Annotated in this window: 9 protein-coding genes and 2 tRNA genes; 8 read left to right on the forward strand and 3 right to left on the reverse strand. The window is 52.5% G+C overall.

All coding sequences use genetic code 11. The features are described from left to right. Positions 1–150 precede the first annotated feature (150 nt). A tRNA-Gln gene (locus tag LIZ87_RS20970) sits at positions 151–222 on the forward strand. Positions 223–328: 106 nt separating this feature from the next. Here the strand turns inward: LIZ87_RS20970 and LIZ87_RS20975 are convergent. Continuing rightward, positions 329–402 (reverse strand) — tRNA-Arg (locus tag LIZ87_RS20975). A 447-nt stretch (positions 403–849) separates the two neighbouring features. Here LIZ87_RS20975 and brnQ point away from each other — a divergent pair. The 6 genes from brnQ (at position 850) to LIZ87_RS21005 (ending at position 8716) form a co-directional block, all read left to right on the forward strand. Next, positions 850–2178: a branched-chain amino acid transport system II carrier protein gene (gene brnQ / locus LIZ87_RS20980; RefSeq protein WP_178317337.1), complete on the forward strand. Its 1329-nt coding sequence runs from the start codon at positions 850–852 to the stop codon at positions 2176–2178. A 64-nt stretch (positions 2179–2242) separates the two neighbouring features. Then, positions 2243–3961 (forward strand): single-stranded-DNA-specific exonuclease RecJ, encoded by a 1719-nt coding sequence (gene recJ / locus LIZ87_RS20985; protein WP_227149094.1) that lies wholly within the window; start codon positions 2243–2245, stop codon positions 3959–3961. Between the two features lie 78 nt (positions 3962–4039). Beyond that, entirely contained in the window at positions 4040–4846 is an 807-nt protein-coding gene (locus LIZ87_RS20990; protein WP_227149090.1) for a carbohydrate-binding protein, read from the forward strand. Positions 4847–4950: 104 nt separating this feature from the next. Continuing rightward, a complete protein-coding gene (gene glyA, locus LIZ87_RS20995) occupies positions 4951–6195 on the forward strand; it encodes a serine hydroxymethyltransferase (RefSeq protein WP_227149091.1) in 1245 nt (414 codons plus the stop codon). A 79-nt stretch (positions 6196–6274) separates the two neighbouring features. Further along, entirely contained in the window at positions 6275–7453 is a 1179-nt protein-coding gene (locus LIZ87_RS21000) for a CdaR family transcriptional regulator (protein WP_178316423.1), read from the forward strand. A gap of 114 nt (positions 7454–7567) precedes the next feature. Then, on the forward strand, positions 7568–8716 hold the full coding sequence (locus LIZ87_RS21005; protein WP_178316422.1) for a glycerate kinase family protein: 1149 nt from the start codon (positions 7568–7570) through the stop codon (positions 8714–8716). Between the two features lie 12 nt (positions 8717–8728). Here the strand turns inward: LIZ87_RS21005 and LIZ87_RS21010 are convergent, their stop codons facing one another. Together LIZ87_RS21010 and LIZ87_RS21015 are read right to left on the reverse strand one after the other, a co-directional pair. Continuing rightward, positions 8729–9847 carry an aldo/keto reductase gene (locus tag LIZ87_RS21010; RefSeq protein WP_227149092.1) on the reverse strand — a complete coding sequence of 373 codons (1119 nt, stop codon included), beginning with the start codon at positions 9845–9847 and terminating at the stop codon, positions 8729–8731. Between the two features lie 177 nt (positions 9848–10024). Then, positions 10025–10441 (reverse strand): cupin domain-containing protein, encoded by a 417-nt coding sequence (locus tag LIZ87_RS21015; RefSeq protein ID WP_178315676.1) that lies wholly within the window; start codon positions 10439–10441, stop codon positions 10025–10027. A 110-nt stretch (positions 10442–10551) separates the two neighbouring features. Between LIZ87_RS21015 and ilvD the strand changes: the two genes are divergently transcribed. Then, positions 10552–12237: a dihydroxy-acid dehydratase gene (gene ilvD, locus LIZ87_RS21020; protein ID WP_227149093.1), complete on the forward strand. Its 1686-nt coding sequence runs from the start codon at positions 10552–10554 to the stop codon at positions 12235–12237. The last annotated feature ends 116 nt before the right edge of the window (positions 12238–12353 follow it).

Raw genomic sequence — 12353 nt, forward strand, 5'->3', positions numbered from 1 at the left:
CAGGTGCTAAAGAATTATTTGCAGTCAGTGTAACAAATGTTTGACAAACCTACACTCAAATTCTCAAACTCAAACAGCCGGGGCTTGCAAAGCGGCGGATTCTGTGGTATTATATATTGGCGTTTTAATTGTCCGCTGGGCGCTGAATATTGGGCCGTCGCCAAGCGGTAAGGCACAGGACTTTGACTCCTGCATTCGAGGGTTCGAATCCCGCCGGCCCAGCTATAGAGCGGACAGCACAAGGGGCATCTTCCTTTATGGAAGGTGCCCCTTGTGGCGTTGGTTTTCGATAAAACAAAAGAGCCTTGAAAATCAAGGCTCTTTTCACTGCGCCAGAGAAGATTCGAACTCCCGACACTACGGTCCGTAGCCGTATGCTCTATCCAGCTGAGCTACTGACGCATGCTGTTGTTTTGTGTTCCTCAACAACGCAAGAACTATTATAGCGAATTAAAAGAAGAATGTCAACAGTTTTTTGAAAAAAATTTGTGTTATTTTTTTGGAAACTTCGTAACAGTTCAGACGGCTGCCGGGAGGGCGACTGGAGCGACTTTGCAGGACATTAGAAGCTCTTAGACAGCTGGTTTTTACGTTCAGAGCAGCATCAATGATTGTTTGAGCGCAGCGAGTTGCGTTGATGCTGCTCTGGCTTTTAGGAAAAATCAGGTGTCTTAGTGCTTCTTATGTCCGAAACCGGAGCGCCAGCCGCCCTCCCGGCAGCCGTCTGAACTGTTACAAAACTTCCGCTACTTTCTGGAAAAAAATTGAAACAGCTGTGAAAATGTGATATCATGGAACGGGGGAAGAGGAATGAAAGATACAGATGCGATAAAGCGGGGATGGGTGTAGATGTCGGTACAGAGATTGTCTGTGAAGAATCTTCTTTTCGTAAGTTTTACATTGTTTTCCATGTTTTTTGGGGCGGGGAACCTGATTTTTCCGCCTTTTTTAGCTGCACAGGCAGGAAGTCTTACTTGGCGGGCCATGGGCGGCTTTTTTATAAGCGCAGTGGGGTTTCCTGTGATGGGCGTGGCAGCAGTGGCTCTGGCAGGAGGCCTTCATGAGCTGGCAGGGCGGGTAGGAAAGGGCTTTGCATCCGCATTTATTCTTGTGCTCTACCTTGCCATCGGTCCCTTTCTGGCGATTCCAAGGACTGCCAGCACTTCCTTTGAGATGACAGTGATACCGGCGCTGTCCTCCCTGGGGATCTCCCTTGGGGGACAGGGGGGAATGATACGGTTTTTTGCCCAGTTAGGCTATTCCACCTTGTTTTTTCTGCTGGCAGCAGTGCTTGCCCTCCGGCCGGAGAAGCTGACAGAGTGTTTGGGAAAGATCCTCTGTCCAACGCTCCTGATCCTGATCTCAGTGATCTTTACAGGCTGCATTTTCTGGCCCCTGGGGCCTTACGGTAAGCCGGGGCCTGCTTACATGGACGGCCCGGCTGTGCGCGGATTTTTAGAAGGATATCAGACGATGGATACCATTGCAGCCCTTGTGTTTGGGATCGTGATCGCTATGAATATCAGGGAAAAGGGCATACGCCAGGAGGCTGCAATTGTGCGGGAAACGGTGAAGGCAGGCATATTTGCAGGGCTTTTGATGATGCTTGTGTACAGCGCTCTGGCTTATATCGGCGCCCCTGTGGGACAGTCTGCAGGTGCCAATGCCAACGGAGCCAGGATCCTGACCTATGCTGCCGGGAGCCTCTTTGGATCGGCTGGAAGGGGAATATTGGGTATTACCTTCTTTGTGGCGTGTTTAAACACTTGTGTAGGGCTTTTAAGCAGCTGCAGCGAGTATTTTACCATCCGCTTCCCCCGGATCAGCTACAGGGCCTGGATCGTGTTGTTTGCGCTTATCAGCCTTTTTATCTCAAGTGCAGGTTTAGAACGCATATTAAAGGTTTCTGTTCCGGTGCTGAATGCCTTATATCCTGTGACGATCGTGCTGATCATCCTCTCGTTCTTAAAACGTTTTGTGGGAACAGGGCGGGGAGTTTATGGATGGACGGTGCTGTTTACCGGCATTTTGAGCATTGTCTACGCGCTGGATCAGGCAGGCATTTCCATCCCGCTTATTGAACAGGCCTTCTCCCTTCTGCCGGGCTATGGCGCAGGGCTGGGCTGGATCCTTCCGGCAGCCGCAGGCAGTATTGTGGGGAAATGCTTTGACAAATAGTAACTGTGAGGTTACTGAACAGTTACGGCAAATATAACATGACAGAAAGAGAGCATAAATGAAAATGACAGAAGCTGTATGGATGCTCCATGCAAAAAAAGCGGATTTTAACAGACTGGCGGAGCAGTTCCATATAAGCCCGGTGACAGCAAGGATCATAAGGAACCGGGATATTGAGGGGGAGGAGGCCTTCCGGAAATATCTGTCCGGGGGGCTTTCGGAGCTTTATGATCCACGCCTTTTGCCGGACATGGAGCCGGCTGTGAGAATACTGGGGGAAGCGGTCAAAAGGGGAAGCATTCTCCGAATTGTGGGAGACTATGATATTGACGGAGTCTGCTCCACCTGCCTTTTGTATCTGGCACTGCAGCGGATCGGGGCAAAGGTGGATTATGTGATACCGGAGCGCATCAAGGACGGCTACGGCATCAATGAACAGATCATAGAAGCTGCCTTTGCAGACAAGGTGGAGGTGATACTTACCTGTGATAACGGTATCGCTGCTATCCACCAGATCGCCAGGGCAAAGGAGCTGGGAATGACAGTGGTGGTAACAGACCATCACGACATCCAGACAGAGGAAGGGGGAAAGGAGCTTCTTCCTCCGGCAGACGCCATTGTGAATCCAAAGCGCCGTGACAGCCGCTATCCCTTCAGTGAGATCTGCGGGGCCATGGTAGCCTACAAGCTGATCCAGGTGCTCTATGAGGAGTGGAATGTCCCGAAAAAGGAATGGCTGGATATGCTGGAGCTGGCCGCCATCGCCACAGTGGGGGATGTGATGAAGCTAAAGGACGAGAACAGGATCGTGGTAAAGGAAGGGTTAAAACGTCTGGCATTTACAAAGAACCTGGGGCTGAAAAAGCTGATAGAGAAGAATGCTCTGGACCCCTCGGCCATCACGGCCTATCATATCGGCTTTGTGCTGGGGCCCTGTCTGAATGCCGGAGGACGGCTTCAGACAGCCAGGATGGCAGTGGCCCTGCTGTTAAGCAGGGAGGAGGAGGAAGCAGACCGCCTGGCAGATGAGCTGAAAGCCTTAAATGACCAGAGAAAAGACATGACCCAGGAGGGCGTGGAAATGGCTTCCGCCCTGGTGGAGGAATGCTACATGGGAAACAAGGTGCTGACAGTATTTTTGCCTGACTGTCATGAATCTCTGGCAGGCATCATTGCAGGGCGTATACGGGAGCGCTACCACAAGCCGACATTTATCCTGACCCGCTCGGAGGGCTGCGTCAAGGGCTCCGGGCGTTCCATTGAGGCCTATCACATGTTCCAGTCCTTAGTGGAGGTAAAGGATCTGCTGCTGAAATTCGGCGGCCATCCCATGGCAGCTGGATTTTCCCTGGAGGAGAAGGATGTGGAGGAGTTCCGCCGCCGTTTGAATGCCAATGCAGAGGAAAAGCTCACAGAAGAAGATTTCATCCCAAAGCTCTGGATCGATGTGGCCATGCCTTTTGAGTATATTACGGAGTCCTTTGTGAAGGAGCTGGAATACCTGGAGCCCTTTGGACAGGGAAACGAAAAGCCCCAGTTTGCCCAGAAAGCCATGGCCATCCGCAGCGCGAGAGTCATGGGCCGCAACCGCAATGTGGTACGGCTTAGCCTGGCAAATGAGCGTGGCTTTGCCATGGATGGGATCGTGTTTACGGAGGGCGATGAATTTATGGAGGAGATGAGGGGACACAGGCAGATGGATATCATTTATTATCCATCAGTCAATGAATACAATGGAAACAGGAACCTGCAGGTGGTGGTGAAGGCCTGGAAGTTCCGGTGATACCCTCAGGCACACAGCAGCGGCACCCGTGGGAAGGTGCAGGACAATAACAGGGAGATATTTGAAAGGAGAACAGAAATGGAAAATAGAATTCAGGTAATGAGAAAAAACGGTCAGATAAAGGCGGAGGCCTTTGGGGAGAGCCGGGCGGTTCTCGCTTGGGAAGGCCGGTATGAGGAGGGGGATCAGCTCCTTTTCAAGATGGAGAAGCCGGGAGCATTTTATGTGATCCGCCTGGACGACTGTTTGGATGAGGCCCTGGTATATATGACGGAGGAGAAGCTTGTCTATGACATTCCCTTTGGAGAGAAGCGTTTTTCCTACAATCCAAAAGCCTTTGAGGGAGAGCGCCACTATCTGACCCTGCGCAGGGCAGAGAGTTGGGAGCTGGGCTATCGGAACTTGGCGAAAAATACCATAGACCAGCACGGGGAGCACGGCTGCTATCCCCATGCCTGGGCTAATGTGGAGACGCGGGGGGAGGCTGTGTTTGCGGCACGCAATGCCATTGACGGCGTGGTGGCGAACCTCTCCCACGGGACATGGCCCTATGAGTCCTGGGGGATCAACAAAAGGGACGATGCGGAGCTGACGCTGGAATTTGGCCGTCCTGTTGATATTGACCGGATCGTACTGTATACTAGGGTAGATTTCCCCCATGACAACTGGTGGGAGCAGGTGACATTTACTTATTCTGACGGCGCCAGCCAGACGGTTGGGCTGAAAAAGAGCTGCGATCCCCACAGCATTCCCGCTGTGCATCGCGGAATTACCTGGATAAAGCTGGGAACACTGATCAAGGCGGAGGATCCCTCGCCCTTCCCCGCATTGACGCAGATCGAGGTGTATGGAAAGGAAGGCGGGGACAATATAGAGGGGCATTAAGGCATGATTCAGCCTGCCGCGGCTTGCATTTTTAATAGGTATCATGTATAATAACGCAAAAGAAAGCTATACAGACAGACACGCAGGAAAGGATGGGTAGGACAATGGTTAATCAGGTGATGGATTTTATAACCAGCTATGACAAAGAGGTGGGCGAGGCCATTCAGGCGGAGTGCGCACGCCAGAGACGCAATCTGGAGCTGATCGCTTCTGAGAATATCGTATCAGAGCCGGTTATGATGGCAATGGGCACTGTGCTCACCAACAAATATGCAGAAGGGTATTCCGGCAAGAGGTATTACGGCGGCTGCCAGTGCGTGGATGTGGTGGAGACACTTGCAATTGAGCGCGCAAAGAAGATTTTTGGATGCGACTACGCCAATGTACAGCCACACTCAGGAGCACAGGCAAATATGGCCGTATTTATCGCCATGTTAAAGCCGGGTGATACGGTTATGGGCATGAATCTGGACCATGGCGGTCATCTGACCCATGGAAGCCCAGTCAACTTCTCCGGACTGTATTTTAACATTGTTCCTTACGGAGTCAATGACGAGGGCTTTATTGACTATGACGAACTGGAGAGAAAGGCAAAGGAGGCCAAGCCGAAGCTGATCGTGGCAGGCGCCAGCGCATACGCAAGAACCATTGATTTTAAGCGCTTCCGTGAGATCGCGGACGAGGTTGGAGCATACCTGATGGTAGATATGGCCCACATCGCAGGCCTGGTGGCAGCCGGCGAGCATCCAAGTCCTATCCCATATGCAGACGTAGTCACCACCACTACCCACAAGACCTTAAGAGGCCCCAGAGGCGGCCTGATCCTTGCAAATAAAGAGGCAGCGGAAAAGTTCAACTTCAATAAGGCGATCTTCCCAGGGACACAGGGCGGCCCCTTAGAGCATGTGATCGCAGCAAAGGCTGTCTGCTTCGGAGAAGCATTAAAGCCAGAGTTTAAGGAGTACCAGCACCAGGTAGTGCTCAATGCAAAGGCACTGGCAAAGGCACTGGAGGAGCAGGGCTTTAAGATCCTGACAGGCGGCACAGATAACCACCTCATGCTGGTGGATCTGCGCGGCATGGACATTTCCGGCAAGGAGCTGCAGAACCGCTGCGATGAGGTATTCATCACCCTGAACAAGAACACTGTTCCAAACGATCCCAGAAGCCCGTTTGTGACCTCCGGCGTCCGCATCGGCACTCCGGCTATCACCACCAGAGGGCTGAAAGAAGAGGATATGCCGAAGATTGCAGAGTGCATCTGGCTGGCAGCTACGGACTTTGAGAACAAGGCAGATGATATCAGGGCTGAGGTGACAAAGCTCTGCGAGAAGTATCCGATCTATTAAAACTGGAATCCTTTATAAGATGCTGCACCTTGCAATGATGGGGTGCAGCATTCTTTTTCGATGGAAGGAGGAGGCACATATGGGGAAAGGGCCGGAAAACGGGAGCGGCAAAGTATTCAGCCTGTCTCATCAGGCTGCACAGGCCATTGTAGAGGAGATCGGCAGAGTGGTAAAGCAGAATATCAATCTGATGGATGAGCAGGGGGCAGTGATCGCCAGCACGGACTTGTCCAGGGTGGGCACTATTCACGAAGCCGCAGCCAGGATGGTGCAGGAGGGCATCACAGAGCTCTGCATTTCGGAAAGCCAGGCTACAGCCACTGCAAGGCAGGGTGTCAACCTTTCTATTTTTCACGAGGGAAAGGCCATAGGGGTCATTGGGATCACCGGGCCTTATGGGGAGGTAGCGGGCTATGGTCAGGTAGTAAAGAAAATGGTGGAGATCCTCATACGTGAAAATGTCCGGGAGGATGAGCGCCGGATGGGTGAGCGCGTTGAGGCCCGTTTTTTGGAGGATTGGGTGCTGGGGGACGGACTTATGCAGCCCCAGGTGCTGGCAGAACGGGGCTTCAGGCTGGGAATTGACATTTCTCTGCCAAGGCGCGTTATGGTAGTGAGTCCGGGACATCTGGAGGAGTACGGTGCTACGGCTCAGGGGCAGAAAGCGTTGGAGCAGGTGGAGCGGGAGACAGCCCTTGCAGCAGGGGAGGACTGCCTGATACTTAAGAATGCAGGCCGTCAGATCCTTCTTGTCCGGAAAGGGACGGATGACCAGCTGGAGGAGCTTGCCGGGCACATCTGCCGGCGGGTGGAGGAGAGGACAGGAGTGTCCATGGCCGTGGGCATAGATGGGAAAAGCTCTGACATCCATATGGCCTATGGTCAGGCGAACAAGGCCTGGCGTTCCGCCAGAATGGCAGCGAAAGAGGTGCAGACCTATGATGGGGTGACTCTGGAGCTGTTTACCGGGGATGTGGCAGAGGGAGTGAAGCTGGAATATATACGCAAGGTGTTCCAATGCTGCGGCTATGAGGAGCTGTGTCAGTGGATGGGGATCATAGAAGCCTATTTTGAGGCGGAGGGCTCTCTTCAGAGGGCGGCGGACAGCCTTCACATGCATAAGAATACCCTGACTTACAAATTAAAGAAGCTGAAGGAGCTCACAGGCCATGATGTGCGGATCGTGAACCAGGCCCCGGTATTGTACATGGCGCTGCTGTTTTTCCGCGATGTGAAGGCAGAGCTGGAGAATGATTGATATTGTTCGTCAGAACAATAAAAATGCATAAAATATGGTTTGTAAAACATTGAATTTCCATTTCAGCTCCGATAGAATAAAGGTATGAAAGCGAATGCTGTAAGGAGGGGAAACATGAAATTTTTATTTGCATCAGATTCATTTAAGGGAACACTGTCTTCAGAGCGCATCACCGCTCTTTTAAAGGAGTCGGCAGAGCGCATATTTCCGGGCTGTGAGACGGCCGGGGTGCCTGTGGCAGACGGGGGAGAGGGAACCCTTGACGCGGTGATCCTGGCTCTGAACGGAAAGCTGCAGAAGGTGATGGTCCATGGGCCTTTGATGGAGGAGAGGGAGTCCTTTTACGGGGAATTTGTGGAAAATGGGGCAAGCTCTGCCATCATTGAAATGGCAGCAGCCTCAGGCCTTCCCATGGTGCCTGCCCAAAAGCGCAATCCTCTTAACACCACTACCTATGGAACGGGAGAGCTGATAAAGGCGGCCTTAGACCGGGGCTGCCGCAGCATTTCGATCGCCATTGGAGGCAGTGCCACCAATGACGGCGGCATGGGCGCTATGAAGGCCTTAGGCGTGCGCTTCCTGGATGAGAGAGGCGAGGAGCTGGAAGGAAAGGGCGGGGATCTGATAAGGGTGGCAGATATTGACATTTCCGGTATCCACCCTGCTGTGGCAGAGACACGGTTTACCGTTATGTGTGATGTGAACAATCCTCTGACAGGACCCAGAGGAGCGACCTACACCTTTGGAAAGCAGAAGGGCGGCACGCCGGAGATCCTGGATGTGCTGGAAAAGGGCATGGTTCGCTATGCGGCCCTGATAAAGGAAAAGCTGGGAGTAGATGTGGACGGGATCCCAGGCTCAGGCGCAGCCGGAGGACTGGGAGCGGCCTTCTGCGTGTTCCTGAAGGCGGGCATGAAATCCGGCATTGATACGGTGCTGGATCTGATCCATTTTGATGAGCTGTTGGACGGGGTGGATCTGGTGATCACCGGAGAGGGAAGGATGGACTGGCAGTCAGCCTACGGAAAGGTCCCCAGCGGTATCGGAGCAAGATGCAAGGCAAAGAATATTCCTGTGGTAGCCATTGTGGGAGGTATGGGAGATAAGGCGGAGACCATCTTTGACTTCGGTATTGACAGTATTGTCACGACCATAAACGGGGCTATGCCCATTGAGGAGGCGCTGGACCGCTCCGAGGAGCTGTATTCCAGTGCAGCAGACAGAACCTTCCGCCTGCTGCGGGCTGGAATGAGGCTGCGTTAAAAGGGCCAAAGCCTACTGGGACTTTTCGTCAAATAATCCGGAGAGCGTTTTCATGGTCTCTGAAATAGGCAGATGCTGTGGGCAGATGGTCTCGCATTTGCGGCAGCCGATACAGTCGCCGGCCCTTCCATGGGTGTCCTTGTAGTTGCCGTAGTAGTAGCGGGAGTTGGATTTCTCACCAAACTGTTTAAACTGGTTGTAGAGGGCAAAATACTGGGGGATGGCGATGTTCTTCGGACATCCCTCCAGACAGTAGCCGCAGCCAGTGCAGGGAACGGCGATACTGGAGTTGATAATATCGGTCGCCTTGTGGATAATATCGGTTTCCTCCTGATTTAAGGGGATAAACTCCCTCATATAGGAGGTGTTGTCCAGAAGCTGGCTGTGATCGGACATGCCTGAGAGCACCATGATGACAGCCTCCTTGCTGGCGGCAAAGCGGATAGCCCAGGAGGCAGGGGAGCTGTCAGGGGCATAGGCCCTCATGAGCTGCTCGGCCTCCTGCGGTACATTTGCCAATGTGCCGCCCTTCACAGGCTCCATGACGATCACGTCCTTTTTGTGCTTCAGACAGACCTCATAGCACAGGCGGGACTGGATATTGGGGCTTTCCCAGTCAATGTAGTTTAGCTGGAGCTGGACAAATTCCAGTTCAGGGTGTTCGGTCAATATCTGATCCAAAAGCTCTGCGTCGGCATGGAAGGACATGCCGATCCGTCTGGCCTTTCCCTGGGCCTTTTTTTCTTTTATAAAGGAAAATGCATCAAGCTGTGCGGCTGTCTTATAATAGGTCCTTGTCATATTGTGGAGCAGATAGTAGTCAAAATACGTTACCCCGCATTTTTCCAGCTGCTCATTGAAATAGCGCTCCATATCCTCTGCCTGTTTTAAATGGCTTAATGGGAGCTTGTCAGCCAGAAGATAGCGGTCTCTTGGATAGCGCTCCACAAGGGCCTTGCGAAAGGCGGTCTCGCTCTGATACTTGTGGTACATGTAAGCTGTATCAAAGTAGGTAAAGCCCTGCTCTAAAAAGCTGTCTACCATGGAGAAAAGCTGGGGAAAATCAAAATCCCTGGGATCCTCTGGATTGTTAAGGGGAAGCCTCATGCCTCCAAAGCCTAATTTCTTCATAAAAACCTCTCTTTTTATTTTTAGCACTCCCGAAACCTCCCCTGTACCCATCTTTGCGGCTGATTTTCCTCCGGCTGCACACAAATCTGGGCACAAAGAGTTTCCGAGAGCACTCATTTTATGTGTGCTTGGAATCTTCTCTTCTTTCCTTCAATTCCGCTGTGTTCTGCCGGAAGCCTATTCGTATAACACAACGGCGGAGATTACCATATCTTCGCTTCCCGTATTCTCGATGCCATGGACGTCTCCGGGCTTCATGCTGCCTGCCTGGCCTGCATGGATGGGAGAGGATTCCCCGTTCAGGGTGAAAATGCCTTCGCCCTTTAAGACATAATAGATCTCCATATTACCCTTATGCTCATGACATCCAATGGAGCTTTCCGGGTGCAGCACAATCGTTAAAAGGGCTTTTGCCCGTCCCTCAAGCTCTGCATCCTCCATCACGATGTGAAGTTCTCCGGTACCTTTTCCACCCATACGGTTTTCAAAGGGAATGATGTTCTCTGTATAGATCATAGTAAAGCCTCCTTGCTGCATACTGCCCCGGATCAGATCTCTGGTTGTCCCGAAGCAGCTTATTTTTGTATTAATCATACAAAAGCCCCCTGAAAAAATCAACTGATTACTGCGATATTGTTGAATTATTGTTGAAAAAATGATATTCTAGGAATGACAGTACACTAGTATACAGGGGGATTTGACACATGGAAGAAAAGAGATACGGACATTTTAATGACGATGACATGCTGACAAACAAGGTCCTTTGGAAGGGCTGCGGCTACTCTGACGACGACCTGGACAGGCCGATCATCGGCATTGCCAATTCCTTTAATGACATGGTTCCGGGCCACACCAATCTGCGCCAGCTGGCAGAGCAGATCAAGCACGGGATCTACCGGGCAGGGGGAACTCCGGCGGAATTTGGCGTGATCGCCTGCTGCGACGGCGTGGCAACGGGACATATTGGCAACAACTATGCCCTGCCGTCCAGGGACAATATTGCAGATGCCATTGAGATCCAGGCCCAGGCCCACAAGCTGGACGGACTGGTACTCTTAGGCTCCTGCGACAAGATCGTACCGGGAATGCTCATGGCTGCGGCAAGACTGGATATACCGGCCATCTTTGTGGCTGGCGGCTGTATGGCAGGAGGAGCGCCATTTGCCCACAAGACGAAGTCTGATTCCACCACCATAACCGAGGCCATCGGCATGTACCAGACAGGCAAGGTGACTTATGAGGAACTCCAGAATCTTACCACGGTTGCCTGTCCTACCTGCGGCTCCTGCCAGTTCATGGGTACAGCCAATACCATGTGCTGCGAGGCAGAGGCCCTGGGCATGAGCCTGACAGGCTCCGCTCTGATCCCGGCTTTCTACAATGAGCGCCTGCGCTCCGCCTTTCAGAGCGGTGAGAAGATCGTGGAGCTGGTAAAGAGAGGCATTACAGCCCGTCAGATCATGACTTTAGATGCGATCCGCAATGGGATCCGCATCCTTATGGCAGCAGGCGGCTCTACCAATGCAGTCATCCATACCTGCGCCCTTGCCTATGAGCTGGGCATGGATCCTGCCATGATCATGGATGAATTTGAGAGGATCAGCGATGAGATCCCCCATATTGCAAAGATCAGCCCTGCAAGCGTTGTGTATGACAGCGAGGATCTGTACAAGGCAGGAGGTATCCCGGAGGTGATGAAGGTGATCAAGGACAGCCTGGCGCTGGATGTCATGACCGTAACCGGCAAGACCCTGGGGGAGAACCTGGAGGGCTACAAAAACCCATACGCCCCCAATCCTGAGATCATCCGTCCTCTGGACAATCCGCACAGCACCCTGGGCGGCCTGGCCATCATGAGGGGAAACCTGGCTCCTGACACAGGCGTTGCAAAGCCTGCGGCCATCGCGGAGGAGGCCAGAAGCTTTACGGGAACTGCTATCTGTTTTGATTCCGAGGAGGAGTGCACAGAGGCCATCCGTCAGAGAAAGATCAAGGCCGGCAATGTCGTCATCATCCGCTATGAGGGACCAAAAGGCGGTCCGGGCATGAGAGAAATGTACCAGCCCTTAAAGATGCTCTACGGCCAGGGCCTGAACAAGACCACTGCCGTGGTGACAGACGGACGCTTCTCAGGCACCAACAACGGCTGCTTCGTAGGCCATGTATCCCCGGAGGCAGCAGCAGGCGGCCCAATTGCTCTTGTAAAGGATGGAGATGAGATTACTATCGATGTGTACAAGAAGGAACTGACACTTCATGTAAGCGATGAGGAGCTTGCAAAGAGACGCGCAGAATGGAAATTCGAGCCAAAGCCCGCCATTGGATATCTGAGGAGGTATTCAAAGCTGGCAGCATCTGCGGATAAGGGCGGAGTGCTGATCTGCGAGTAAAGAAGATACAGAGTATGCTTGGCAAATAAAAACGGTTCGGAGAATACTATTCTCCGGACCGTCAGACTGTAGACAAAGTTGGTGCTAGTTGATTACGCCCAGCACCACTTTTCTTT

The sequence above is a fragment of the Lacrimispora sp. 210928-DFI.3.58 genome (assembly GCF_020554865.1).
Taxonomy (GTDB): domain Bacteria; phylum Bacillota; class Clostridia; order Lachnospirales; family Lachnospiraceae; genus Enterocloster.

Excerpts from the sequence above, each read along its gene's own strand:
- brnQ (WP_178317337.1), top strand. The coding sequence starts at position 850 with ATGTCGGTACAGAGATTGTCTGTGAAGAATCTTCTTTTCGTAAGTTTT.
- recJ (WP_227149094.1), top strand. The coding sequence starts at position 2,243 with ATGACAGAAGCTGTATGGATGCTCCATGCAAAAAAAGCGGATTTTAAC.
- LIZ87_RS20990 (WP_227149090.1), top strand. The coding sequence starts at position 4,040 with ATGGAAAATAGAATTCAGGTAATGAGAAAAAACGGTCAGATAAAGGCG.
- glyA (WP_227149091.1), top strand. The coding sequence starts at position 4,951 with ATGGTTAATCAGGTGATGGATTTTATAACCAGCTATGACAAAGAGGTG.
- LIZ87_RS21000 (WP_178316423.1), top strand. The coding sequence starts at position 6,275 with ATGGGGAAAGGGCCGGAAAACGGGAGCGGCAAAGTATTCAGCCTGTCT.
- LIZ87_RS21005 (WP_178316422.1), top strand. The coding sequence starts at position 7,568 with ATGAAATTTTTATTTGCATCAGATTCATTTAAGGGAACACTGTCTTCA.
- LIZ87_RS21010 (WP_227149092.1), bottom strand. The coding sequence starts at position 9,847 with ATGAAGAAATTAGGCTTTGGAGGCATGAGGCTTCCCCTTAACAATCCA.
- LIZ87_RS21015 (WP_178315676.1), bottom strand. The coding sequence starts at position 10,441 with ATGATTAATACAAAAATAAGCTGCTTCGGGACAACCAGAGATCTGATC.
- ilvD (WP_227149093.1), top strand. The coding sequence starts at position 10,552 with ATGGAAGAAAAGAGATACGGACATTTTAATGACGATGACATGCTGACA.